The sequence below is a fragment of the Aeromonas ichthyocola genome, from assembly GCF_046087985.1.
GTDB lineage: Bacteria > Pseudomonadota > Gammaproteobacteria > Enterobacterales > Aeromonadaceae > Aeromonas > Aeromonas rivipollensis.
Genome location: NZ_JBJSWH010000003.1, coordinates 186,110 through 211,758, shown reverse-complemented (window position 1 = coordinate 211,758; position 25,649 = coordinate 186,110). Strand labels below are relative to the sequence as shown.

Annotated in this window: 21 protein-coding genes; 8 read left to right on the top strand and 13 right to left on the bottom strand. The window is 61.6% G+C overall.

Features of this window, described 5'->3' with window-relative positions:
* Window positions 1-48: 48 nt before the first annotated feature.
* Together ACF2JD_RS09730 and ACF2JD_RS09725 are read left to right on the top strand one after the other, a co-directional pair.
* On the top strand, window positions 49-1,479 hold the full coding sequence (locus ACF2JD_RS09730) for a methyl-accepting chemotaxis protein (protein ID WP_106886797.1): 1,431 nt from the start codon (window positions 49-51) through the stop codon (window positions 1,477-1,479).
* Between the two features lie 219 nt (window positions 1,480-1,698).
* Window positions 1,699-2,892, top strand: a complete 1,194-nt coding sequence (locus ACF2JD_RS09725; RefSeq protein ID WP_139434534.1) for a class I SAM-dependent methyltransferase — start codon at window positions 1,699-1,701, stop codon at window positions 2,890-2,892.
* Between the two features lie 85 nt (window positions 2,893-2,977).
* Here ACF2JD_RS09725 and ACF2JD_RS09720 read toward each other — a convergent pair whose 3' ends face one another.
* The 3 genes from ACF2JD_RS09720 to ACF2JD_RS09710 all read right to left on the bottom strand — a co-directional run bounded on the left by ACF2JD_RS09720 (window position 2,978) and on the right by ACF2JD_RS09710 (window position 6,329).
* On the bottom strand, window positions 2,978-3,379 hold the full coding sequence (locus tag ACF2JD_RS09720; RefSeq protein ID WP_244463656.1) for a hypothetical protein: 402 nt from the start codon (window positions 3,377-3,379) through the stop codon (window positions 2,978-2,980).
* A gap of 131 nt (window positions 3,380-3,510) precedes the next feature.
* Complete coding sequence (locus ACF2JD_RS09715; protein ID WP_262110299.1) at window positions 3,511-5,487, bottom strand: alkyl/aryl-sulfatase; 1,977 nt, start codon at window positions 5,485-5,487, stop codon at window positions 3,511-3,513.
* A gap of 197 nt (window positions 5,488-5,684) precedes the next feature.
* A complete protein-coding gene (locus ACF2JD_RS09710; protein ID WP_440987303.1) occupies window positions 5,685-6,329 on the bottom strand; it encodes a glutathione S-transferase N-terminal domain-containing protein in 645 nt (214 codons plus the stop codon).
* A gap of 335 nt (window positions 6,330-6,664) precedes the next feature.
* On the opposite strand from ACF2JD_RS09710, the gene selD reads away from it, so the two are divergent.
* The 3 genes from selD to ACF2JD_RS09695 are packed head-to-tail and all read left to right on the top strand — an operon-like array spanning window position 6,665 to window position 9,523.
* Window positions 6,665-7,702, top strand: a complete 1,038-nt coding sequence (gene selD / locus ACF2JD_RS09705) for a selenide, water dikinase SelD (RefSeq protein ID WP_440987302.1) — start codon at window positions 6,665-6,667, stop codon at window positions 7,700-7,702.
* 52 nt (window positions 7,703-7,754) lie between these two features.
* Complete coding sequence (mnmH, locus tag ACF2JD_RS09700; protein ID WP_440987301.1) at window positions 7,755-8,885, top strand: tRNA 2-selenouridine(34) synthase MnmH; 1,131 nt, start codon at window positions 7,755-7,757, stop codon at window positions 8,883-8,885.
* The gene (locus tag ACF2JD_RS09695; RefSeq protein ID WP_440987300.1) at window positions 8,879-9,523 is read left to right on the top strand and encodes an MBL fold metallo-hydrolase; all 645 of its coding nucleotides are present in this window, start codon (window positions 8,879-8,881) and stop codon (window positions 9,521-9,523) included. Before mnmH ends, ACF2JD_RS09695 begins: the two co-directional genes overlap by 7 nt.
* Before the next feature lie 117 nt (window positions 9,524-9,640).
* On the opposite strand, the gene rplY is transcribed toward ACF2JD_RS09695, so the two are convergent.
* The 5 genes from rplY to ACF2JD_RS09670 all read right to left on the bottom strand — a co-directional run bounded on the left by rplY (window position 9,641) and on the right by ACF2JD_RS09670 (window position 16,711).
* Window positions 9,641-9,928, bottom strand: coding sequence for a 50S ribosomal protein L25 (gene rplY, locus ACF2JD_RS09690; protein WP_025326956.1), 288 nt, complete (start codon window positions 9,926-9,928; stop codon window positions 9,641-9,643).
* A gap of 163 nt (window positions 9,929-10,091) precedes the next feature.
* A complete protein-coding gene (locus tag ACF2JD_RS09685; protein WP_440987299.1) occupies window positions 10,092-10,934 on the bottom strand; it encodes a hypothetical protein in 843 nt (280 codons plus the stop codon).
* Window positions 10,935-11,044: 110 nt separating this feature from the next.
* Window positions 11,045-14,959 carry an ATP-dependent RNA helicase HrpA gene (gene hrpA / locus ACF2JD_RS09680; RefSeq protein WP_440987298.1) on the bottom strand — a complete coding sequence of 1,305 codons (3,915 nt, stop codon included), beginning with the start codon at window positions 14,957-14,959 and terminating at the stop codon, window positions 11,045-11,047.
* A gap of 176 nt (window positions 14,960-15,135) precedes the next feature.
* The gene (locus ACF2JD_RS09675; RefSeq protein WP_106886806.1) at window positions 15,136-15,558 is read right to left on the bottom strand and encodes a CBS domain-containing protein; all 423 of its coding nucleotides are present in this window, start codon (window positions 15,556-15,558) and stop codon (window positions 15,136-15,138) included.
* 82 nt (window positions 15,559-15,640) lie between these two features.
* Window positions 15,641-16,711 carry a helix-turn-helix transcriptional regulator gene (locus ACF2JD_RS09670; RefSeq protein WP_111910592.1) on the bottom strand — a complete coding sequence of 357 codons (1,071 nt, stop codon included), beginning with the start codon at window positions 16,709-16,711 and terminating at the stop codon, window positions 15,641-15,643.
* A gap of 455 nt (window positions 16,712-17,166) precedes the next feature.
* Here ACF2JD_RS09670 and ACF2JD_RS09665 point away from each other — a divergent pair, with 455 nt between their 5' ends.
* Entirely contained in the window at window positions 17,167-18,489 is a 1,323-nt protein-coding gene (locus ACF2JD_RS09665) for a YjiH family protein (RefSeq protein ID WP_411165790.1), read from the top strand.
* Window positions 18,490-18,574: 85 nt separating this feature from the next.
* On the opposite strand, the gene ACF2JD_RS09660 is transcribed toward ACF2JD_RS09665, so the two are convergent.
* Window positions 18,575-19,465, bottom strand: coding sequence for a LysR substrate-binding domain-containing protein (locus ACF2JD_RS09660; RefSeq protein ID WP_440987297.1), 891 nt, complete (start codon window positions 19,463-19,465; stop codon window positions 18,575-18,577).
* A gap of 97 nt (window positions 19,466-19,562) precedes the next feature.
* Here ACF2JD_RS09660 and ACF2JD_RS09655 point away from each other — a divergent pair, with 97 nt between their 5' ends.
* Together ACF2JD_RS09655 and ycaC are read left to right on the top strand one after the other, a co-directional pair.
* Window positions 19,563-20,429: a pirin family protein gene (locus ACF2JD_RS09655; RefSeq protein WP_440987296.1), complete on the top strand. Its 867-nt coding sequence runs from the start codon at window positions 19,563-19,565 to the stop codon at window positions 20,427-20,429.
* 176 nt (window positions 20,430-20,605) lie between these two features.
* Entirely contained in the window at window positions 20,606-21,232 is a 627-nt protein-coding gene (ycaC, locus tag ACF2JD_RS09650; protein ID WP_440987295.1) for an isochorismate family cysteine hydrolase YcaC, read from the top strand.
* A gap of 122 nt (window positions 21,233-21,354) precedes the next feature.
* Here ycaC and ACF2JD_RS09645 read toward each other — a convergent pair whose 3' ends face one another.
* From ACF2JD_RS09645 to ACF2JD_RS09630, 4 genes are all read right to left on the bottom strand, one after another.
* Window positions 21,355-21,684, bottom strand: coding sequence for a YbaB/EbfC family nucleoid-associated protein (locus ACF2JD_RS09645; RefSeq protein WP_011706069.1), 330 nt, complete (start codon window positions 21,682-21,684; stop codon window positions 21,355-21,357).
* Between the two features lie 130 nt (window positions 21,685-21,814).
* On the bottom strand, window positions 21,815-24,340 hold the full coding sequence (dnaX, locus tag ACF2JD_RS09640; RefSeq protein ID WP_440987294.1) for a DNA polymerase III subunit gamma/tau: 2,526 nt from the start codon (window positions 24,338-24,340) through the stop codon (window positions 21,815-21,817).
* 173 nt (window positions 24,341-24,513) lie between these two features.
* A complete protein-coding gene (gene apt / locus ACF2JD_RS09635; protein ID WP_427253265.1) occupies window positions 24,514-25,059 on the bottom strand; it encodes an adenine phosphoribosyltransferase in 546 nt (181 codons plus the stop codon).
* A 132-nt stretch (window positions 25,060-25,191) separates the two neighbouring features.
* Complete coding sequence (locus ACF2JD_RS09630) at window positions 25,192-25,569, bottom strand: YbaN family protein (RefSeq protein ID WP_106886813.1); 378 nt, start codon at window positions 25,567-25,569, stop codon at window positions 25,192-25,194.
* Between the last annotated feature and the right edge of the window lie 80 nt (window positions 25,570-25,649).

Genomic DNA, 25,649 nt, shown 5'->3' with positions numbered 1-25,649 from the left:
CGATAATGAGCACGACACTCTCTCCCCCTTGCAGGACGCAATACCATTATGAAAGAAGTTAAATTCCGGTGGGTTGACCGTTATCTCATTCACCTCACGATCAGCGAAAAATTTCTCATCACCTTCTGGTGCCCCTTGTTGTTCATCGCCTTCCTCACCTGGTACCTGCTGGCAGACGGCCATGATCAGCAGATGCAGATCCGGCTGGATCAACTCAAGCAACGGGTAGAGACCACGGCCCAGCTGATCACCCAGCAGCCCACCCTCACCCTGCCGGCCGAGCTCACCCTGGCGCCTACCGGCAGCACCGGTCTGACCCAGCAGGGAGATCGCTTTCAATATAGTGCCCAGGCCGGTCAGGCCGGTTTTGTCAGCGGCACCCTGGACGCCGGCAACTTTTCCATGTGGGATGGACAGGGGACGACCCTCACCATCATAGCGGTGCTGGCCGCCCTGCTTGCCCTTATCACCCACTATCTGATGACTTTCGTCTCCGGGGCCCTCTACTCCACCAACAAGGCGCTGCAGACGGTGGCGAACGGGGATCTCACCTTCCGCCTCAACTTCTTCCCGGTGCGGGACGAGTTCTCCATCCTCGCCGGCAGCATAGACAGATTCACCGATCGCCAGCACAAGATAGTGCAACTGGTGGAGGAGTCCGCCGAGGCACTCACCATGGCCGCCGACGAGTTCCGCGAGCACGCCAGTGACGGAGAGACCCTGGCCCGCGCCCAGCGCCAGCACATGGACTCCCTGGCCGCTGCCATGGAGCAGATGTCTGCGGCGATCCGCGAAGTGGCCCGCAACGCCAACGACACCCTGCTGCAGACCCGCCAATCCAGCGAAGAGGCGGCCAACGGCGCCCAGCGGGTGGCTCGCACCATTGCCGCCATCCGTACCCTGGCAGACGAGATAGGTAACGCCTCCGGCGCCGTCGAGCGGCTGACCCACAATGCCAACCGCATCAACGAAGTGGTCAACGTCATCAATGCCATCTCCCAGCAGACCAACCTGCTGGCGCTCAACGCCGCCATCGAGGCCGCCCGGGCCGGCGAGCAGGGCCGTGGCTTTGCCGTGGTGGCAGACGAGGTACGCACCCTCGCCAGCCGCACCCAACAGGCCACTGTGGAGATCCAGCAGATGATTGAAGAGCTGCAGGCCGGCACAGGGGCGCTTAACGACATCATGGAGAAGACGGTCGGGCGCGCCGCCAGCAGCCAGCAACTCATCACCGAGGTGGGCCAGGACATCGACAAGCTGAGCAGCCACAGCGACGCCGTGCTGGAGATGAGCACCCAGATCGCCACCTCCAGCGAAGAGCAGAGCTCGGTAGCAGAAGAGATCACCCGCAACCTGGACCAGGTGCGCCACGAGGCCAGCCGGGTGGAAGAGTCCGCCAGCGCCTCGGTGGCCGGCACCACAGGCCTCAAGGCCACCGCCACCGAGCTCGGCCAGGCCATGACGGGCCTGCGGATCTGACCCCAGCCCAGTGTCACAGAAAGGCCATCTCGCGGATGGCCTTTTTTTCACCCCCTTTCCAGCATCCCGTCGGGGCGATACAAGGCGTTTCTGCACAGGACGCCCGCCCGGCGCCACAACAGCTGCACCTGTGCATTTATCGCTGCGACGCGGCTTGCGCACTAACCGCAACAGCCCCTACTATATGCCCCCTTCTCTTTTTAGCATCGGCAACTACCCATGAGCGCTTCCATCTATCTCGTCAAAGGCCGCGAAAAATCCCTGCTGCGCCGTCACCCCTGGATCTTCTCCAAGGGGATCGACAAGGTGCAGGGCAACCCCATTGACGGCGATACCGTCGAAATCTACTCAAACGATGGCAAGTGGCTCGCCCGGGGCGCCTGGTCAGGCAGCTCCCAGATCCGTGCCCGGGTCTGGACCTTCGACAAGGACGAAACCGTCGATCTCGACTTCTTTATCCGTCGCCTCAAATATGCCCAGGAGTCCCGGGATCCGCTGATCAAGCGTCAGGGCCTCACCGGCTATCGCCTCTGCGCCGCCGAATCCGACGGCCTGCCGGGCCTGACCATAGACCGTTACGCCAACTTCCTGGTGTGCCAAATTCTGTCTGCCGGGGCCGAGTTCCAGCGCGAGCTGATAACCCAAGCCCTGCGTACTCTCTACCCCGAGTGCAGCATCTATGAGCGCTCCGACGTGGCGGTACGCAAGAAGGAGGGGCTCAAAGAGCGCACCGGCGTCATCCATGGCGAGACCCCGACCGAGCCTGTAGTGATCGAGGAGAACGGCGGCGTCAAGATCCTGGTGGACATTCGCAACGGCCACAAGACCGGCTTCTATCTGGATCAGCGTGACAACCGCCAGGCCGCCGCCAAGTACACCGAAGGCAAGCGCGTGCTCAACTGCTTCTGCTACACCGGCGGTTTTGGCGTCTACGCCCTCAAGGGCGGCGCCCGTGAGGTGGTTAACGTCGATCTCTCCCAGAATGCCCTGGACATAGCCCGCCAGAACGCCGAGCTCAATGGTCTGGATACCAGCACCACCCAGTTCGTGCGCCACGACGTGTTCAAGCTACTGCGGGAATACCGCGAGAAGGGCGAGAAGTTCGATGTTATCGTGCTGGATCCGCCCAAGTTTGCCGAGAGCAAGGCCCAGCTGCTGGGTGCCTGCCGCGGCTACAAGGACATCAACATGCTGGCGTTCCAGCTGTTGGCGCCGGGTGGCGTGCTCTTGACCTACTCCTGCTCCGGCCTGATGGAGCAGAGCCTGTTCCAGAAGATAGTGGCCGATGCGGCCCTCGATGCCGGTCGCGATGCCCAGATCCTGGAGCTGCTCTCCCAGGCTTCCGATCACCCCATAGGTACCGCCTATCCGGAAGGCTTCTACCTCAAGGGGCTGGTGGTGCGCGCCCGCTGATCCTGGCGACGACACCAATCTGCATTGCATGAATGTCGCCAATAAAAAGGCCGCCCAACAGGCGGCCTTTTCGTTATCGGTTGTATCAACGACGGGCGATCTCCCTTGCAAGGGCCTGATCCAGCCGTTGCAACAAGACACCACCAGCATCCTCATCGATCCGCATCACTCCCAACGCCACGGCGTCGCTCGCCGAGAGACGTCCCGCCAGCAAGGCATCAATAGCAGCCTCGCTCAGCAGCACCACCCTGTCACCCTCGACGGGCCCCTGAGTGTGACTCTGCAACAACAGTGTCTGTTTGCCCCTCAACCTGGACCAGAGCCCTGAATCTACCAGCAGAATGGACACATTGCCCGGAATACCAGTCGTTTTCAGACTCGCTCTCAGTTGATTGAGCCACTGGTAGCTGCGGGAAAACCCCTCCTTGCCCATGATGGCGGGGATGGGGTTCAGCTTGTCCGTCGAGATGGCTGCCGAGGTCGCCATTGCGATGTCCAACGAGCCTGGCCAACTGAGCTGGAAGGGATTATCCCAGGCCATGTCATAGCCGCAAGCCCTGGTCGTGGGGGAAGCCCCCAGGACCAGGGCGCAGAGCAGGAGTCGAGCTAATGGCTTGATCATGGGGTAACGATGTTGAACCAGAACTCGAAGTTGTCCAGATAGCTGAGCACTTCCTTGAGTTTATCGGCATTGCCGTTGATCTTGATGTCCCCTGCAGCCACCGCCTGTTCGAAGGTGGTCTGCTTGAGCAGCAGGTTATTGAGCACATCGCGCGAGAGCGTGATGGTCGCATCGGCCTTCTCGTCCTGGGCATTGGCGGTGTTGTTGAGCACACCATTTTCCAGCTCGATCTTGTACTTCCCTCCTTGATCACCGAAGTCGAAGTTCAGCATTGCATGGGCATTGCCCGCCTTTTCACTGTTCAGACGCACTGCCAGGTAGTCAAAGAACATATCCAGTGACATGGCACGCACCGTATCCGGGCTGGCGGTATTCGGGGTAGCCAGCTTTGTGACACCCCCGCGTAGCTCCTTGGCTCCAGTCAGGTAGAAGTTGCGCCACGGGCCGGATTCGGCCTGATAACCCATTTGTTCGAGGGCATCGGCTTCCAGGGCGCGAGCCGCCTGGTTATCCGGATCGGCAAACACCACTTTGCTCACGACCTGAGCCACCCAGCGATAATTGCCTTGAGCAAAATCCTCTTTCGCTTTTTTCAGGATATTGTCGGCTCCACCCATGTAATCGACATACTTCTTGGCGGCCTCCACCGGCGGCAGCTCATCCAGGGTGGCCGGGTTACCGTCAAACCAGCCCAGATAGAGCACATAGGTCGCCTTGACGTTGTGGCTGATGGAGCCATAGTAGCCCCGGCTTGACCAGGTGTTGGCCAGGTTGTCCGGCAGCTTGAACTTGGCGGCGATTTCGTCACGGGTATAGCCGTGGTTGATCATTCGCAGGGTTTCATCGTTGATATAGCGATAGAGGTCGCGCTGGGACTTGAGCAGTGTCGTGACCTCCTCGTTCCCCCAGGTAGGCCAGTGGTGCTGGGCGAAGATCACCTCAGCCTTGTCGCCCCACATGGTCAGAGCCTGATTCAGATACTTGGACCAGGGCAGCGGCTCGCGGATCTTGGCGCCACGCAGGGAGTAGGTGTTATGCAGGGTATGGGTGGCATCTTCGGCCGCAGAGATGGCCTTCTTCTCTTCGATGTACCAGAGCATCTCGGCTGGCGCTTCGGAGCCCGGTGCCATCATGAATTCATAGGTCAGGCCATCGATACTCTCTTTCTGACCCGTCTTGGTGATGTAATTCGTTGGCGCAATCAGGGTCACGGTACCGGCGGACGTGGTGGTACCAAGCCCGGCCCCCACCTGCCCCTTGGCATCAGGCGGCAGCAGGTTGCCATACATGTAGCTGGCGCGGCGACTCATGGCGTTGCCTGCCATGATGTTTTCGGCTACGGCCGCCTCCATGAAGCCCTCGGGGGCATAGACCTTGACCTTGCCGGACTTGACGTCCTCTTCATTGACTACCCCTTTGACGCCGCCATAGTGGTCGACGTGGCTGTGGGTGTAGATCACGGCCTTGACCGGTTTGTTGCCGCGATGCTTGTAGTAGAGATCCAGACCAATTTTGGCTGTCTCCGCCGAAATCAAGGGATCCACTATGGTGATGCCATCCTTGCCTTCGATGATGGTCATGTTGGACAGATCGAGGTTGCGCACCTGGTAAATGCCATCCGTGACCTCAAACAGACCACTGATGTTGATCAACTGCGACTGGCGCCAGAGGCTGGGGTTGACGCTATCGGGTGCTTTGTCCCCCTCCTTGATGAAAGCGTATTTGGTCGGATCCCAGATCACATTGCCTTGCTCGCCCTTGATCACTGCATCTGGTAGCGCGGCGATAAAGCCTTTGTGGGCATTGGTGAAATCTGTCTTGTTGGCGAAAGGGAGCTGCTTGTAGAGGGCATCATTGGCCGCTTTGGTCGCTGTCGTCGCCTCTTTGGGGCTCTCTTGAGCAAAGCCTGGCATGGCCACGGTGACGAGCATACCCGCCAATGCAACACTCTTGGCAATCTGGGTCAGTCTCATGCATGAATCCTCAATTGATTAACCTGTTTGTTGATAGTACCAATACGAGTTGGCAACGAAATGATAACTACTCAACCAATATAGTGGACTGGAATCGAATGACAACCCTTTGTTTCCGTTAACTTATCGTTGAATCAATCAATGGGCGTCCCCCTGTGATCACGCCGGCCGCGCGTCGCCCATGGGCAAGGCTCATCTCAATCGCGAGCCGGCGCCCCCAGGGGGAAGTAGTGACGATAGGGCCGGGCTTCATCCACCACCCGGACTATGGAGGGGTGACCCAGCAGGCGGGCGCGGTAGGCACACAGCCTGGTGAATGAGTGCGGGATCTCATGGGCCCAGTCGGCATAGAAGAGCGAGGGGGCGGCGGCACAATCGGCCAGGGTGAACGCCTCCCCTGCCGCCCAGGTGCGTCCGGCGAGGCGCTGGTCCAGCCAGGGGTAGATCTTGTCCAGCAGCTCCCTGGCCTGGGCGACGCCGTAGCCATCGTGATCCCCCGCCGGGCGCATCCGGTCCAGCACCACCTTCTGCATGGGCGTCATCACATAGTTGTCGAACAGGCGATCGAGCATGTGAACCTCGATCCCCGCCTCCCCCTCAGGCACCAGGCAATGGGGACCGGGATGGGCGTATTGGAGATATTCGATGATGGTGCTGCTCTCTATCAGGGTGCGCCCCTGATCCACCAGCACCGGAAAGCGCTTGAGGGGCCAGAGGCTGGCGAGTTCGGCCTTCACCGTTGCCGCCTCCAGGTTGAGGTAATCAAACGTGACGTCATTCTCGTAGAGGGCGATCAGTACCTTCTGGCTGTAGGACGAAAAAGGGTGGGCATAGAGTTTCATCGGGATCACTCCTTGTGTGGGTGGCACCCCGCCAGTCTATTCCCATCTGGCCTCCTTTGCCGCCGGGGCCACCCACAGTCCCGATGAGGCTGGAGTCCCCTGGCCCTCTTGCCGTCAATGGGGTTCGGAATCCTCACGCTCTTTGTGGCATAATGCGCCGTCCCGTGACTCCGTTGGCGCGACCCTGGGGGCCAGACTCTCAATGCCACCCGGCACGCCCTGCCGGCCCGCCGCCCATCCGGATCACCCGTCTCTGGTGGACCCTTCACACAGGTCACACCGTTATCGCGCCGCGTCACGCGCGCCGACATGAGTTTGAACCAAGAGGGGTAAGCATGTCTTCCATTCGTCTGACCCAGTACAGCCACGGCGCTGGCTGTGGGTGCAAAATCTCCCCCAAGGTGCTCGACACCATTTTGAAGAGCCAGATCCCAGGCTTTGACGATCCGACCCTGATCGTCGGCAACAGCAGCAAGGATGACGCCGCCGTGGTGGACATCGGCAACGGTCAGGGCATAGTCTCCACCACCGACTTCTTCATGCCCATCGTCGACGATCCCTTCACCTTCGGTCGCATCGCCGCCACCAACGCCATCAGCGACATCTACGCCATGGGCGGCAAACCCATAGTCGCCATCGCCATCCTCGGCTGGCCCATCAACACCTTGGCCCCGGAAGTGGCCCAGCAAGTGATCGACGGTGGTCGTCAGGTGTGTCACGAGGCGGGCATCTCGCTCGCCGGTGGCCACAGTATCGATGCCCCCGAGCCCATCTTCGGCCTGGCGGTGACCGGCATAGTACCGCTCGATGCCATCAAGCAGAACGACACCGCCAAGGTGGGTGATGTGCTCTATCTCACCAAGCCCCTTGGCATCGGCATCCTCACCACGGCCCAGAAGAAGGGCAAGCTCAAACCCGAGCACGAGCAACTGGCCCCCGACGCCATGTGCACTCTCAACAAGATTGGCCAGCAGTTTGCGGCCCTGCCCGGCGTGCACGCCATGACGGACGTCACCGGCTTCGGGCTGGCGGGCCACCTGCTGGAGATGTGCGAAGGTTCAGGGGTATGCGCTCGCCTCGACTTCAAGGCGCTGCCCCTGCTGGACGAGGTGGATCACTACCTGTCCGAGGGCTGCGTGCCGGGCGGTACCCTGCGCAACCACGACTCCTACGGCCACAAGCTCGATGCCATGAGTGATCGCACCCGCAACATACTGTGCGATCCCCAGACCAGTGGCGGCCTGCTGGTGGCCGTCGGCCAGGAAACCGAGGCCGAATTCCTCGCCATTGCCGAGCAGGCCGGGTTGAGCCTCTCCCCCATTGGCCGCTTGCAGGCACTGGATGGCGCGCGCTTTATCGAGGTCATCCAATGAGTGCACTGCGGTTTGTTGCCAAGACGGCACCGGCCTGCCGGGGGAATGCGCGATGAGTGAGCTGCCACTGGCCAGGGATCTCGCCGCCATCTTCCTGGAGGATGTGCCCCTCATCGATCTGCGCGCCCCCGTCGAATTCCAGGAAGGGGCCTTTCCCAACGCCGTCAGCCTGCCGCTGATGACGGATGACGAACGCGCCCAGGTGGGCACCTGTTACAAGCAGCAGGGTCAGGCGGCGGCCATTGAACTCGGCCACAAGCTGGTGGGGGGCGCCGTGCGCGCCGCGCGTATCGAAGGATGGCTGGCGCAGTTGCGCCAGCAGCCAGATGCCCTGCTCTACTGTTTTCGCGGCGGCCTGCGCTCGCAGACGGTGCAGCAGTGGCTGTCCGAGGCGGGGGTCATCCGCCCCCGGGTGGCCGGCGGCTACAAGGAGCTGCGCCGCTTTCTCATCGATACCCAGGAGAGCGCCAGCGCCCAGTGCCACTGGCACGTGCTGACCGGCATGACAGGCTCCGGCAAGACCCACATGCTGGCCAACATTGCCCAGTCGGTGGATCTGGAAGGGCACGCCCATCACAGGGGATCCTCCTTTGGCCAGTTGCCGGGAGGCCAGCCCAGCAACATCAACTTCGAGAACCGGCTGGCCATAGAGCTGCTCAAGCGCCGCCACCAGGGCGAAAACGCCTTCGTGGTGGAAGACGAAAGCCGCCTCATCGGTCGCTGCGCCCTGCCTCTTAGCCTCTATGAAGCCATGTGCCAGGCCCCCCTGGTGGTGGTAGAGGTGCCCCAGGAGGAGCGAGCAGAGCAGATCCGGGTGGATTACGTGCAGGATCTCTGGCAACGCTATCTGGAGATGTATGGCGCCGAGGACGGCTGGCCGCTGTTTGCCGGCTACCTGACCGATGCCCTGGCCCGGCTCAAGCGCCGCCTCGGGGACAAGGATCACCGGGAGCTGGATGGCTTGATGCAGGCCGCCCTCAAGGAGCAGGCCAGCACGGGAGATACAGCGCTGCACCTCGCCTGGATCCGCCTGTTGCTGACCCGCTACTATGACCCCATGTACCTCTATCAGCTGAACAACAAGCGCGAGCGGATCCAGTTTCGCGGTGACAAGCAGGCCTGCCTCGCCTACTTCGCCGAGCAGCACGCCCGTCAGCCCCCTCAGGAGAGTCCCACATGTTGAAGTTCGAGGTGATCCCGGTCACCCCTTTCGCCCAGAATTGTTCCCTCATCTGGTGTGACGAGACCCATCAGGCGGCGCTGATCGACCCGGGTGGCGAGGCGGACAAACTGCTGGCGGCCATCGCCAAACGGGGGCTGACCCTGACCCACATCCTGTTGACCCACGGTCATCTGGATCACGTGGGGGCCGCCAACCATCTGCGCGAGCAGACCGGCGTATCCATCACCGGGCCCCACAAGGAAGATGCCTTCTGGCTCGACATGCTGCCCCAGCAGAGCCAGATGTTCGGCTTCGCCCATACCCCGGCATTTTGTCCCGACCAGTGGCTCGAGCAAGACGACAAGGTGCAGCTGGGCCACTGCGAGCTGGAGGTCTATTTCTGTCCGGGCCATACCCCGGGGCACATAGTGCTGCTCTGCCAGGCAGAACGACTCGCCTGGGTGGGAGACGTGCTCTTTGCCGGCAGCATAGGCCGTACCGATTTTCCCCGTGGCGATCACGCCACCCTGATCAAGTCGATCACCGAGACCTTGCTGCCCCTTGGGGATGACATCGTCTTCGTGCCCGGCCACGGCCCCAGCTCCACCTTGGGTCGCGAGAAGGCGAGCAATCCCTACCTCAGCCAGCCGGTCTGGTAGAGAGGAAAAAGACGAGAGGGCGACCCCAGGGTCGCCCTCTTCCATGCCTGCGCATGAACGCCAGAATGCAAAAAGCCACTCCGAGGAGTGGCTTTTCATTCAACCGGACTGACGCAATTAGATGCGTACGAAGTCCAGGTGAACCAGCTTGTAACGTACCGGGTGACGTTGGATCGCCTTGACGTTTACTTTTACTTCTTCGCCGTTGATGACCAGGGTCAGCTCGGAGGAGTAGAACTCCGGCTTCTCTTGGGCCAGGATCAGCTTTTTGTGGTCCAGGGTAACGGACACGGCTTCTTTGCCTGCACCGTAAACGATGGCAGGAACTTGGTCAGCATGACGCAGGCGGCGGCTCGCACCTTTCCCCAGGTCAGAACGGACTTCAGCTTGGAATACGAAAGACATAGTGGTTATCTCTTTTAAGATGAATATATGGTGTTGACTGCGACCGGTCAGCACCTCGCAAAACGAGCGCGAATACTAGCATGGGCCCGGGGTGGATACAAGGGACGCGCGACTCGCCATCTGCCCCGCCCCTCAGCAGCATCAGATCTTATCCAAAGGCGGCTCAGCGCCCCTGCTCCAGACGGGCAAACTGCTGCTGGCGCTGGGCCGGGCTCATGGCGTCAAACTGAGCCAGGGTCTCGGCCTTGGGGCAGTAGAGGCGTTGGCCTGTCTGTACCCTTATCCCCTTCCCCATCCCGGGGCGATTCTCCTGCACCAGCGCCAGCAGATAGCTGTAGGTATCAGACCCGCTGCCCACCTGTGCCTGGAGCTGGCTGGCGATGCGCCAAAGCGTCTCCCCCGCCGCCACCTGGTGACAGACTCGCGACGCCCCTCCCGCTGCGGTCGCGGACAGGGTGAGAGTGGTCCCCTCGGCTCCCTGGCCCAGGGTGGCGATCTGCACGGCCCCGACCTGAACGGGAGTCCCCTGAGGGATGGGAGCAGCCCGCCCCATCAAGTTGGCCAGCAGCGGCTCGCGCTGCGGCATCCGCCCCCTCCCCGCACTCGAGCCCGGCAAGGAGAACTCGGCAATAAAGGCCGCCCCTCCCTGATCCTGAGGGGCGAGAGAGCCGCTGGCGACGGGCTGCACGGCCGAATGCGGGGCCATGCCATAGGCCATCTCATCGATGCGCTTGAGCCTGGCCAGATAGGCCTTGGAGAGCTGGGCCTCCCCTTCGAACAGATCGAAGGGGGGCACCAGACGGGCGGGAAACAGGATCTGCCAGTGGCCGTTCTTCTTCTTTTGTTCGAGCGGCGGGAACTGGTTGCCCCGCCAGGCCACGAAAATGGGAGGCACGGCCCTGTGCACCGGATAGTACTCCGGGTTGAGCTGCACCCAGGTTTGCTCCGCAATGGGTTGATAGCCGCTGATGTTGACCAGCGCAACCCCCAACCAGATCCCCAGCATGTGATGGCCTCCCTTCCGGCGCTTCCCTGGCTCTTATCGCCACATTCTTCGTCGCACTCTTCGCCACGATCTTCGTCACACTATGGCTCAGAAAACAGATAGATAGCAGCTTAGCACTGGGCGATGGCGCTCTGCACCCGTTTATCCGAGATGGGGTACGGCGTCCCCAGCTGCTGGGCGAAGAAGGAGACCCGCAGCTCCTCAATCATCCAGCGGATATTGGCCACCTCGGGGGGGATCGGCTGGGATTTGGGGATCTTGGCGAGCAGCGCCTTGTAATCGCTCTCCACGCTCTGCACCTTGAGCATATGAACCCTGTCCCGGTTGGGATCGATGGCCAGCTTCTCGAGGCGCCGCTCGATGGCGCGCAGGTAGCGCAGCAAGTCAGGCAGCCGCTGCCAGCCGGTTTCGGTCACGAACCCCTTGTGAATGAGGTTGCCCAGTTGCAACTGGATGTCCGACATGGCAAAGGCGGTGTCGAGCTGCATCTTGCCCTTGAGCCGCTTCTTGATCTCATGGGAGAGGGTCAGCACGGCTTCTACCTGTTTGGCCACCTCCACCACGGCGTCGTTGAGCTCGGCGCGGACAAACTCCTTGAGCGACTCGAAACCGGCCTCGTCCCAGGCCAGGCCGCCGTGCTGCTCCATGAGCTTGTCACAGCCACAGGCGATGCAGTCGTCAATCAGCTCGGCCACCTTGCCGAAGGGGTTGAAGTAAAGCCCCAGCTTGGCCTTGTTCGGCAGCTTCTCCTGCAGATACTTGATGGGGGACGGCACGTTGAGCAGCACCAGTCGGCGTTGGCCCGCCCACATCAACTGCTGCTGGGCCACCGGGCTCTCCACCAGCTGGATGGCGACCGAGTCCTTCTGATCCACCAGGGTCGGATAGGCCTTCACCTCGAAGCCGCTGCGCTTCTGGCTGTACTCCTGGGGCAGCTCGCCAAAGCTCCACAGGGTGAGACCCGACTGCTCTATGTCGTCGTCCGCCACCTGGGACAGGGTCTCCTGCACCTTGCCGCGCAGGGATTCCTTCAGCGCCTCCAGATCCTTGCCTTCCGCGATGGGCTTGTGCTTGTCATCCACCACCCGGAAGGTGAGTTTCAGGTGATCGGGCACCGATGCCCAGTCCCAGGCTTCCCGGGGCACAGTGACCCCCGTCATGCGGCGCAGCTGACGCTCCATCTCGTCCAACAGCGGCCCCTGCTCGGGATTGAGGGTGGCGAGCAGCGCATCGGCGTAGTTCGGGGCCGGCACGAAGTTCTTGCGCATCGGCTTGGGCATCGACTTGATGAGGGCCACCAGCAGTTCATGGCGCAGCCCGGGGATCAGCCATTCGAACCCCTTCACCTCCACCTGGTTCAAGAGCGGCAACGGAATATGCAGGGTGACGCCATCGGCGGCCTCCCCCGGCTCGAACTGGTAGGTCAGCTTGAGCTTGAGGCGCCCCTGCTGCCAGAAGTTGGGGTAGTCGAGATCGCTGATGTGGGCCGCATCCCCCTTCATCAGCATCTCTTTCTCGAAGTTGAGCAGCTCGGGATCCTGCTTTTGCGCCTCTTTCCACCACTTGTCGAAGTGACGGGCGGAGATCACCTCCTCCGGCAGGCGGGCATCGTAGAAGCGGAACAGATCCTCGTCATCCACCAGGATGTCGCGACGACGGGATTTATGCTCCAGCGCTTCCACCTCGGCCAGGAGCTTGCGGTTCTCGCCAAAGAAGCGGTGGCGGGTCTCGAAGTCCCCCTCCACCAGGGCGCGGCGAATGAAGAGCTCGCGGCACTGGGCAGGATCGATGCGGCTGAAGTTGATGGTGCGCTCGTTGACCAGCGTCAGGCCGTAGAGGGTTACCTTCTCCTTGGCCATGACGGCGCCGTTTTTCTTCGACCAGTGGGGGTCGCTGTGGTGCAGCTTGATGAGGTGCGCCGCCAGGGGCTCTACCCATTCCGGCTCGATCTTGGCGTTGATGCGGGCGTAGAGGCGGGAAGTCTCCACCAATTCTGCGGCCATCACCCACTTGGGCGGCTTCTTGAACAAGCCCGAGGCCGGGAAGAGGTGGAAACGACCGTTGCGGGCGCCGAGAAACTCCGGCTTCTCCAGATCCTTGTTGCCGATATGGCTGAGCAGCCCCGTCAGCAGGGCGCAGTGCACCGTCTTGAAATCCGCCGGCTCATGGTTGGCTTTGAAGCCAAGCTCTTTCACCGTCTGGCGTAGCTGGAAGTGAATGTCCTGCCATTCGCGCACCCGCAGGTAGGAGAGAAACTCCTTCTGGCACATGCGGCGGAAGGGGTTGCTGCCCAGGACATCCTGCTGCTCTTTGAGGTAATTCCACAGATTGACGAAGGCGAAGAAATCGGAATCCTTGTCCTCGAAGCGTCTGTGCTGCTCGTCGGCGGCCTGTTTCTTCTCCATGGGCCGCTCGCGGGGATCCTGGATGCTGAGGCCGGCGGTGATCACCATCACCTCGCTCAGACAGCCGGTTTGCGCCGCCGTGATCACCATCTTGGCGAGCCGCGGATCGAGGGGAATGCGAGACAGCTGGCGACCGGTTTCGGTCAGCTGCAACTTGGGTTCCTGCTCCCGGGTGCCGGGCAGCTCTTTGACCGCCTCCAATTCTTTGAGCAGGGTCAGGCCATCCTTGATGTGGCGCGACTCCGGCGGCTCGACGAACGGGAAGGCCTCCATGTTGCCAAGGCCGAGCGCCAACATCTGCAAGATGACGGAGGCCAGGTTGGTGCGCAGGATCTCGGGATCGGTAAAGGCCGGACGGCCGTTGAAATCCTCTTCCGAGTAGAGGCGGATACAAATACCGTCCGCCACCCGGCCGCAACGCCCTTTACGCTGGTTGGCACTGGCCTGGGAGACAGGCTCTATGGGCAGGCGCTGCACCTTGGTGCGCCAGGAGTAACGGCTGATGCGGGCGGTGCCCGGATCGATCACATAGCGGATGCCCGGCACCGTCAGCGAGGTTTCCGCCACGTTGGTGGCCAGCACTATGCGCCGCCCGGCATGTTGCTGGAACACCTTGTTCTGCTCGGCGTTGGAGAGGCGGGCGTAGAGCGGCAGCACCTCGGTGTCGCGCAGGTTGAGCTTGCGCAGGGCGTCGGTGGTGTCACGAATTTCCCGCTCGCCGTTCATGAAGATGAGGATGTCCCCCAGCCCCTCTCGGGCCAGCTCTTCGACTGCATCGAAGATGCCCTGCAGCTCGTCGCGCTCCTCCAGCCCCTCGCTCTTGTCGCTGCTTTTTTTATCAACAAACAGGGGGCGGTAGCGCACCTCCACCGGATAGGTACGGCCTGAGACTTCGATGATGGGCGCCTGGTTGAAATGGCGGGAGAAACGCTGGGGATCTATGGTGGCCGAGGTGATGATCACCTTGAGATCCGGGCGCCTTGGCAGCAGCTGCTTGAGATAGCCCAGGATGAAGTCGATGTTGAGGCTGCGCTCGTGAGCCTCATCGATGATGATGGTGTCGTACTGGGTCAGCATGCGGTCGTGCTGGATCTCCGCCAGCAGGATACCGTCTGTCATCAGCTTGATATGGGTCTGCTCGCTCACCTGATCGGTAAAGCGCACCTTGTAGCCCACGTACTGGCCGAGCTCTGACTCCATCTCTTCCGCGATACGGGCCGCTACCGTGCGGGCCGCGAGGCGCCGCGGCTGGGTGTGGCCTATATAGCCCTTGACCCCGCGCCCGAGCGAGAGACAAATCTTGGGGATCTGGGTGGTCTTGCCCGAGCCGGTTTCCCCGGCGATGATCACCACCTGGTGTTCACTGATCGCCTTTGCTATCTCCGCCTGCTTCTGGCTGACCGGCAGGTTGTCCGGGTAAGTGACCCTGGGCACGCCCGCCAGGCGGGATTGATAGCGCGATTCGGCCACCGCCAGATCGGCTTCGATGGTCTCCAGCATGGCGGTCTGTTTGCCCTCAGGCAATTTCTTGATCCCGTGCAGGCGACTGGAAAGGCGACGGGCATCGAGATTCATGCAGGCAGAGAGACGGCGGCGCAGCGCCTCGATAGAGAGAGACAAGGTAGGAATTCCTTAAATAAGTGCCCAGAGGGGCCATATCGATAAGCTGGGAGCGATCCTAAAGAGCGAGCGGGGGCGGTGCAAGCCTTAAAGCGGCACCGGCAAGGTTCTATGGCGCTGCGGGCAATAAAAAGAGCAGGCCCCCGGCCTGCTCCCGATGATCCGGCAAAACCGGATCAAACCCTGGCCTGATGCACGAAGCAAGTACCAAGCTGGGCGTGAATGGCCTGCATCACGTTGTGGCGGCTGATCACCCCGAGCAGACGACCCTCCTCCACCACGGGATAGATCTTCGGCTTTTGGCCCATCATCATCTCCGCCAGATCCAGGATGCTGGTGTCTGGCCCCACGGCCAGCACCTCCTTGCGCATCACATCCTTGACCTGGGCCACCTGCTCGCAGTGATAGGCCTCTTTCAACATGACGGCAATGCAATCCTGCTCGGACACCCAGCCAATCAGGTGCCCCAGGCTGTCCACCACGGGGCCGCCGAGCTGATGACTGTTGAGAAACTTGGTGACCGCATTTTGCACCATCATGTCCGCGCTGAACGTGATGGGCTTGGTCTGCATATAATCCCTTGCCTTGAGTGATTCCATGACGCTTCCCCCGACAGGCCTCCCGACGGGAGGCGCGAGCCAGGCACTATGCCCGGCTCACTCCAAGCATAGCTGGTGCCTATCAGGAGATGGATTGCAGCAGCAGCAGCAGCTCGTTCTGGCTGTGGCAGTCGGTCTTCTTGAACACCCCCTTGAGGGTGGAGCGCACTGTTTCCACTTTGACACCGCGCAGTTCGGCGATGTCGTTGCTGCTGTAGCCCTTGCTCATCAGCACCAGCAGCTCCTTCTCGCCAATGGTGAGGGGATAGAGGCTGGCCAGCGCCTCTATGTCCGGGTTGAAGGAGTGCTCGGGATCGCGCAATACCACTTCCACATAGCGCTCGAAGCGGCTGAGGCCGCTCATCAGGGTGCACTGGATCAGCAGGGGCCTGAGATTGGACTGACGGGGAATGGACATATAGGCGCTGGCGCCTGGCAGCAAATAGGCAAAGCCATTCAAGGTCTCCTTGAGCTGACGTTGCTGCTCCTTATTTTGCAAAGAGAAAATACCATTGACCGCCCGCAGCTCGACGTTTTCATCGGCGATGCGGTTGAACGCCACATTGGAATAATGAATATGCCCCTTGTCATCTATGATGGCGCTGGGCTTATTATGGTTTTTCACCAGTTGCTGCAGCTGATAGTTCTGGGTTTCCAGGGCCAGCAGGTTCCAATAATGCTGGCTCCAGGCGGCCAGACCAGAATAGATCTCTGTCAAGGAGCTGAGATCCCGGCTGCTGAAGTCATCCTGAGCGGCGCCGCGGTAACTGCACAGGGTGCTGAGACCTCGCCCCTTCACCCGACAGACGCCGCCCGCCGCAAACTGGGCACCGAAGCTGGCCAGCAGCCCCACCGAGCTGGAGATGGTATTGGCGCTGACGATCCCCTGGCAGCCCTTGTCCAGATAATGATTGAACCACACATCCTGGCGATGGTGTTGCACATAAAATTGCTGCTGGGCCTCGGTCAAGCCGCTGGAAAAGAGCTTTATTCCGTCGCTCTTGTCATCATCCCGCAATAAAAACAGGGATGAACTGCCGGACAGGTCGGCGCGAAATTGGTCCACCACCAACTTAATGTCAGAATCATTAATACCGCACTCGTATAACTGGCTGATATAGGGCGATATCCTTTCTTTCTCTAATGCCTTCACACCCGAACTCCTAATTCTTATTTTTATTGAAGTGGCATCTTACTCCGCAATGAGATACTCGAAAAGTAGTCAAATGAACAAAGGCTTTATGAGCATTTCATAAATAGTTATAAGAAAGCCTCCCTCGATGAGGGCAGTGAAAATGTTTAAATCCGGGCTCAGGTTTTCCGCTTTTTTGGTCGTTATGGAAAAGCGTTATTTGCCCGGCTCCTGTCTATCCTCCCCCTTTGCCTCTTTTCCCATGACGTCCCTTGCGCGGCCGCTCTGTCACGACCAGACAGCTGCCCACAGTGCCGCGATCGCACTCCTCCATAGAAAAGCGTCATACGGATTCCATTTTCATCAAATGTTGCTTTTTGGTGTATTTGTTGTTTCCATTTTGGACTTGCATCGATATTGTATATACAAATTAGGTCATCAAGGGAGTTGAACCATGTGGATCACAAGGAGAGGAAATGGAACCTGAACACGCACTTACCGCCCCTGCCCGCTCAGGGGCTGGCATCAAACTGCTGCTGACCAGTGTGCTCGGCATCGCCATCTTTTTCGTGCCCTTCGAGCTCGCGGGCCGCAGCACCATACTGGTGGATCACCTAGCGGGCTTCCTGATGGCGCAGCGCCCGCTCGCCCTGGGGCTGATCCTGCTGCTGATCGCCTATGGTGCCATCAGCCCGCTGCTGGATGGTCGCTGGCGCGCCCGCCCCATCGACAGACTGCTGAGCCTGTTCAAGCTGCTCGGGCTGGGGCTGGCCATCATGTATGTGGCCGATTGGGGCCCCGCCTGGCTGATGACGCCGGATCGCCTGCCCTTCCTCTTTGACAAGCTGGCCATGTCGGTGGGCCTCATAGTGCCCATAGGCGCCATGGCCCTCACCTTCCTGCTCGGCTTCGGCCTGCTGGAGCTCATCGGCGTGCTGATGCAACCGGTGATGCGCCCACTCTGGCGCACCCCGGGCCACTCCGCCATCGATGCGGTCGCCTCCTTCGTCGGCAGCTACTCGGTGGGCCTGCTCATCACCAACCGGGTCTTCCTCGCGGGCAAGTACACGGTACGGGAAGCTGTCATCATCGCCACCGGCTTCTCCACCGTCTCCGCCGCCTTCATGATCATAGTGGCCAAGACCCTCAACCTGATGGGGCACTGGAACTTCTACTTCTGGTCCACCCTGGTCATCACCTTCGTCATCACCGCCATCCTGGCGCGGGTTCCCCCCATCAGCACCATGGCGCACCAGGGCGAGACCGACGAGCCGCTGCCGGAGGGCATGAGCCGCTGGCAAGCGGCGCTGGCCTCCGGGCTCACCCAGTCCAGCCAGGCGGATCCCGTGCTGCGGCAGTTGCAGGACAACCTCAAGGATGGCCTCTACATGGCCGCCGCCGTGGTGCCCACCATCTTGTCCGTCGGCCTGCTGGGGCTGCTGCTGGCCCAGCACACGCCGCTGTTTGATCTGCTGGGCTGGCTGCTGTGGCCCCTCACCTGGCTGCTGGACTTGGGAGAGCCGCTGGAGACCGCAAGAGCGCTCTCGGCTGGCTTGGCGGAGATGTTCCTGCCCGCCATTCTGCTCAAGGATGCGGATCTGCTGGTGCGCTATGTGACCGCCGTGGTCTCGGTGAGTTCTGTGCTCTTCTTCTCCGCCTCCATCCCCTGCATCCTGGCCACCAAGATCCCGGTGAGCCTGGGGCAGCTGGTGGTGATCTGGCTGCTGCGCACCCTGCTTGGCATCCTGCTGGCGGCCCTGTGCGGCCGGCTGGCCATGGCGATGGGCTGGCTCAGCTAGGTTGACGTGATATCAAATAAACAAAGCGCCATCAGGCGCTTTGTTTATTTATGGGGTTGGGCACCGTTACCGCCTCGGCGACCCGTCATTCGAGCCATTGACGCAGGGTCAGCGTGGCAAGATCCACGAAGGCGCGCAACCTGGGGGCCATGAAGCGCTGCCTGGGATAGACGATATGGATGGGATCCGCCTTGCCATGCCATTCGGGCAGGACAGGCACCAGTCTCCCCTCTTCGCAGGCCTGGCGACACAGGTAGGAGGGCAACAGTGCCACCCCACCGCCAGCCTGCACCATGGTCATGATCAGGCCGACATCGTTGATCAGTGTCTGCCGGGCTAAAGAAACGGTCACACTGTTGGCGGCCCCGTCGTGAAGTACCCAGGCCTCCTTGCCCAGTGGCGTGAACTGCAGGCAGGCATGCTGTCGCAGCGCCTGAGGTGCATCTGGCACCCCGGCGCTGGCAAGGTAATCCGGGCTGGCAAACAGGGCCCAGCGCGCTATGCCCACCTGCTTGGCGATCAGGGTCGAGTCCTTGAGAAGGCCGGTACGAATGGCGACATCGACCCCCTCGGCGACCAGATCCACGTAGCGGTTCATCAGCACCAGCTCCACATCGACCTTGGGCCACTGGCTGCGCATCTGCCCCAGGATGGACGACAGGATCTGGTTGCCGATATCCACGGGAGCCGTGATGCGCAGCAGCCCGCAGGGCTCTTCCCGCGCCTCGGTCACCGCCGCCTCGGCGTCAAGCACATGCACCAGGCCGGCCGAGGCGTGGTCGTAATAGATCTGTCCGGCATCGGTCAGGTGCAACCTGCGGGTGGTCCGCTGCAAGAGGGTGACGCCCAGACGCTTCTCCAGCATGGCCACCCGATGGCTGACGGTGGAGGTCGGCAGCCCCAGCAGACGCGCCGCCGCGCTGAAGCTGCCCGCTTGCACGACCTTGACGAATACGACGACCTGATTGAAGTCCATCTTCCAACTCATTAGAAAGTGTTTTCTTATTTAACCATCTAGTCCGGTAAATGACTACTTTCTACACTGTCTCCATTGATCCAACGGAGGCATTGAGATGAAAGAACTGGCATTTATCAAGCGCAGCAACGAGAGGCATTGGGTCGGCGATGGCTTCCCTGTCAGGAGCATCTTCTCCTACAACGACATCGCCGAAGAGATGTCCCCCTTCCTGCTGATGGACCATGCAGGCCCGGCCAATTTCCCGGCTACCACCCATCAACTCGGCGTCGGCCAGCACCCTCACCGCGGGTTCGAAACGGTGACTATCGTCTATGAGGGCGGCGTCTCCCACAGAGACTCCTCGGGGGGCGGCGGCACCATAGGTCCGGGTGACGTGCAGTGGATGACGGCCGCATCCGGCCTTATCCACGAGGAGTACCACAGCCCGGCATTTGCCAGGACGGGCGGCGCCTTCGAGATGGTGCAGTTGTGGGTAAACTTGCCCGCCAAAGAGAAGATGACGGCTCCTGGCTACCAGGGCATCACCGCCAACGAGATCCCTCGGGTGGCGCTGCCAGAGGGCGCAGGGGAGGCTCGCATCATCGCCGGGCAGCTCGGCGATACCTGCGGCCCTGCCCGCACCTTCACCCCGATGAACGTCTGGGACATGCGTCTGAAGGCCCATCACCAGGTGACGCTCGAACTGCCGGAAGGGCACACCACGGCGCTGTTTGTGCTCAAAGGCGCCATTCGCCTCGGCAGCCGCCACCCGGTCCGCACCGCCGAGCTGGCAGTCATGGAACGCCGCGGCAGCCAGCTGGTGCTGGATGTCGAGGAAGATACGACGCTGCTGCTGCTCAATGGCGCCCCCCTCAATGAACCCATAGTCGGTCACGGCCCCTTCGTGATGAACACCCAGGAAGAGATAGTGCAGGCCATCAATGACTACAACAGTGGCCGTTTCGGCCAGATAGGACGCTGAACCTCGGGCCGGCAACAGGAACGCATGCTGCACAAGCAGACAATGCGCCCAGGTGCTGACCCGCTGAAAACCATCGACCGACAGCCGTTGATCGAGCGCGCCGCAAGGCGCTGCAACATAACGAAGTGCTGGATCCCCAGCGTTAACTCCTTTGCCCACAGATCAGGAGAAAAATCATGAACAAACCCTACGTCAAACTCGACAAGAACAAGGCTGCCGTACTGCTGGTGGATCACCAGGCAGGGCTGTCTTCGCTGGTCCGTGATATAGAGCCGGACAAGTTTCGCAACAACGTGCTGGCGCTGGCCGCGCTGGCCAAGTACTTCGAGCTGCCGACCATACTGACCACCAGTTTCGAAAACGGGCCCAACGGCCCGCTGATGACAGAGCTCAAGGAGACCTTCCCGGACGCCCCTTACATTGCCCGCCCCGGACAGATCAACGCCTGGGATAACGAGGAGTTCGTCAAGGCGGTCAAGGCCACCGGCAAGAAGCAGCTGATCATCGCCGGCATAGTCACCGAGGTATGCGTGGCATTCCCGGCCCTGTCTGCCCTCGAGGAAGGGTACGAGGTGTTTGTCATCACAGATGCCTCCGGGACCTTCAATGAGATCACCCGTCACTCGGCCTGGGATCGGATGTCATCCGCCGGGGCGCAGCTGATGACCTGGTTTGGGGCCGCCTGTGAACTGCACCGCGACTGGCGCAATGACGTGGAAGGCCTGGGTACCCTGTTCGCCAACCACATTCCCGACTATCGCAATCTGATCAACAGCTACACCGCAGTCCAGAGCAACAAGTAATACACGCCTGCCCCGGGAAACCGGGGAACGGAAAAAACAAAACGCAGCTGACAGGATGGGAACCCGGTCAGCTGCGTCATCGCCATGGATGATGGCCTCTAGATTTGAAAGGCGTTCAGCCCTTAGAAGGGCATCTTGAAGCCAGGGGGCAGTTGCATGCCACCGGTCAGCTCGCCCATCTTACTCTTGTTCTGCTCTTCCACCCGGCGCACGGCGTCGTTGACGGCGGCGGCGACCAGATCTTCCAGCATCTCCTTGTCATCTTCCATCAGGCTGGGATCGATCTCGATACGGCGCACGCTGTGGCTGCCGGCCATGGTGACCTTGACCATGCCAGCGCCGGCTTCGCCGACGACTTCCATCTGAGCCAGCTGCTCTTGCATCTTCTGCATGCGCTCTTGCATCTGTTGGGCCTGTTTCATCAGGTTACCCATTCCACCTTTACCAAACATAGGTCGTCTCTCGTCTTGAAATCCGGCATCCAGCGCCGGGCTGTGGGCTTGTTCTACCCCGGATATGGGGGCAGCCAAAAGATTTTTCAACCGGAACTCGAGTCCCGGCATGGGATTTAACTCATAGCGCTCAACGGCTCAGGGGCTCGATGCTCTCGGGATGGAGCACGGCGCCGAATCGCTGCTGCAGGAACTGCACATTGGGATCGTCCGCCAGATCCCGGCTCACCTGCTCACGTACCCCCAGATAGAGGCGATGCTCGATCTCGAGCGGCGTCTCCCGCGCCGGATCCGTGCCCAGGGTCACCTCGACACGCACCGGCTGACCCACCGTCTGCCCCAATTCTGGGCCTATGATCTCGGCCAGATCGGCCAAAGCTCTATCGCTGACCAGGTGGCGCTGCTCTGGCTTGAGCACCAGGGACACCAAGTCCCCCTTCCGGGTCATCACAGAGTTGATGGCGAGCTGACGCAACCGGCCACCGACCCCGGTACGGGCGATGAGCTCGGCCCAAGCGTCGCCGCAATTGACCAGCAGAGAGGAGGGGATCAGGCGGGTGACCTCCTCCCCCTCATCCGGCTGGGCGTCGCTCTCCAGCTCATCCCAGTCGATGGTCTCCATCACCTGAGCCGCCGTTGGCTGCACGTTTTCGGGCACGGCAAGGGGCGTCGTAACTGGCGCTGCGGCGACGGGGGCAGCGGCGGCCCTGGCGGGTGCGCCGTCCAGATCCCAGGGGGGCAAGTCATCCGAGGCGGGACTGGCCTTTTGCGGAGCACTCGGCCTTGGCGCCAACGCTTGCGCTGCGGGAGCGCTGACCGGCCCGTCGCCGAAGCCCTGATTCAGATATTCCTCGTAATCGCTGCCGCTGTCGTCATAGGCCTCGAGGGGCGGCAGATCCTCATAGCCCGTCATGGGCCCGGCATAGGCGGGCGCCGCAGCGGCCTGCCTGGCAGGTACCGAAGGCGCTGGCGCCACAGGTTGCACGGCGGGAATGGCCAGGGGCGCAGCCGGTTTGCTCGGCGTCGCCCTGGGGGGCACAGAGCTGGTCGCCGCCCCGCCGTCGCCCCGCAACCGGCTGCGCAGCAGATTGCGCTTGCCCAGCAGGCTCTGCATGCTGGAGGCCGCCGAGGGGGCAGCTTCGGGTTCAGGGGCTATGGCAGGAGCCGCCGTCGGCAGGGTCTCCTCATGGGAGGATGCCGGCTGCTCGGGTTCAAGGGGCTGTGCTTCCACTGCCTGGGGCGCGCCACCAGTCTGAGGCTCTGGCTGCATCGGCTGCGCCTCGTACCCCATCCGCTGCGCCTCTTCTAGCAGCTCATGCTGCTCGGCAAAGAGAATCGCGTTTGATTCATCGTCGCCGGAAGCCGGCTCATCGGCCTGCACCGCGAAGAGCGGCGCTGTCGGCGTCAGGGCTGCGGGCGCAGCCGTGCTGGCCGTCATCGCGGCCTGATGCGGGGCTGGCTCAGCCCCTGACGGCTTTCCCGGCAGGGTCGATACGGCCTCCCTCCCCGCCCCGGGCAGTGCGCCCATGGAAACGGGCAAGGCGCTCAGATTGGCGGGATGCACCGCCTCGCGGCGCGGCGAGAAGGCCAGCATCCGCAGGCAGGTCATCTCCAGCGCGGTGCGGCCATCGGGCGCCCAGGGCAGGTCCTTGCGCCCCCCCAGCACTATCTGGTAGCAGAGCTGCACCTCTTCCGGGCTCATGGCCCCCGCCAGTTGCAGCAGAGCATCCGCATCCGCCCCCTGCTCCTGCACGCTGGCAGGGAGCAGCTGGGCCATGGCGACGCGATGGAGCAAGGCTTCCAGCTCGGCGTGGAGCTGATCGAAGTCCGGCCCCAGGGTGGCGATTTCGGTGATCTTGGCCATGGTGGCCGGGGCATCCTGGCGCAGTATGGCCTCCAGCAACTGGTGCAGGTGGTGATGGTCGAGGGTGCCCAGCATGGTCAGCACGCTGTCGAGACGCACGCTGCCATTGCCGTGGGCCAGCGCCTGATCGGTGAGGCTCAGGGCATCGCGCATGCTGCCGTCGGCCGCCTTGGCCAGGGCCAGCAGGGCGCGGGGCTCGAACGGCTGACCTTCCTGATCCAGCACCCACTCCAGCTGCTTGGCGATCTGGCTCTGATCCAGGCTTTTGAGGTGGAACTGGAGGCAGCGGGACAAGATGGTGATGGGGAGTTTCTGCGGGTCAGTGGTGGCCAGCAGGAACTTCACATAGGGGGGCGGCTCTTCCAGGGTTTTGAGCAGCGCATTGAAGCTGTGGCGCGACAGCATGTGCACCTCATCGATGAGATACACCTTGAAGCGGCCGCGGGCCGGGCGGTACTGCACGTTGTCGAGCAGCTCGCGGGTGTCTTCCACCTTGGTGCGCGAGGCCGCATCGATCTCCAGCAGATCGACGAAGTTGCCCTGATCGATCTCGCGGCAGGTGTCGCATACGCCGCACGGGTGGCTGCTGATCCCCTGCTCGCAGTTGAGGCTCTTGGCCAGGATGCGGGCTATGGTGGTCTTGCCGACCCCGCGGGTGCCGCTCAGCAGGTAGGCGTGATGCAGCCGTCCCTGATCCAGGGCATTGGTCAAGGCGGTCAGCACATGTTGCTGGCCAACCACTTGTTCAAACGTATGGGGGCGCCATTTACGCGCCAGAACCTGATAGCTCATAGATCTCGATGCTGGAAAACGAGGCATTGAGGCAGGATGCTAACACAAATGCAGGGCGGGCTGTATGGGCTATCGGCCGCCGTGGGAGGGATCGCTTGATTTTCAAACCGGTGCCCATTCAGGCACCGGTTCGGGGCATTGGCGGGTTGACGAGGCCCGCCTGCCAAGGGGGCTTACTCGCCCGCGAGTTCCACCAGCGAGACCACCTTGACGCCAGCGGCGGTCAGGCGGGCATCACCGCCCAGCGACGGCAGGGAGATGATGAAGGCCGCATCGGCAACGATACCGCCGGCGCGGCGAATGAGCTTGACGGTGGCATCGACGGTGCCGCCGGTTGCCAGCAGATCGTCCACCACCAGCACCTTGTCACCGGGCACTATGGCGTCGGTGTGCAGTTGCAGGGTGTCGGTGCCGTACTCGAGGGCATAGGACTCTTCGATGATGGCGCGGGGCAGCTTGCCCGGCTTGCGAACCGGCACGAAGCCCAATCCCATGGCGAAGGCCACAGGGGCGCCGAAGATGAAACCGCGGGCCTCGGTGCCGACGATCTTGGTGATCCCTTGATCACGATAATGCTCGGCCAGCAGATCTATGGTGGCCTTGAAGGCCTCGGCGTTCTCGATCAGGCTGGTGATGTCGCGAAACAGTATGCCCGGCTTCGGATAGTCGGGAATGGTCTTGATGCTCGCTTCGATAAACTTCAGGGTATCCGGATTCATTATTTGACCGCTTATTTTTGAGCCCAGGCGTGGCGTCTCTTGCGCTGCCCGCCAGCGGGCAATAAAAAGGCCCGTCATGCAAAAAATGACAGGCCGACTCCATAGCATTATTGCCGCAATAGCTTAGGGATTTCACTTCTCCATTGCAACTGGCTCCAGCACCGGCAGACGCATTAACCAGGTGAGCAGGATCACCATTATGACAACCAGCAGCAGCCTCACCCAGGGCAGCGGCACCACCAGCAGCGACACCGAGAAGGAGAGCAGGATGAAGACAATGGCACGGCGCCGGGCATGGCGCCGAATGCCGCGATATTGCTGCCAGTCATGGATGGGGGGCCCGAACCAGGGGTGCGCCAGCAGCCAGCGGTGAAAACGGGGTGACGAGCGGGCAAAGAGGGCCGCCGCCAGCAACATGAAGGGGGTGGTCGGCAGCAGGGGCAGGACTATCCCGACTATCCCGGTGGCGAAGGCAAGCCAGCCCAGGGCCATCAGACACCAGCGTTTCATGGGTACTCCTCTGAATGCATCTCTGCCTTTAGCCTAACAGAGTTGGTCCGGAAGCTGGCAGCCTGGTCCATGCGGCGACA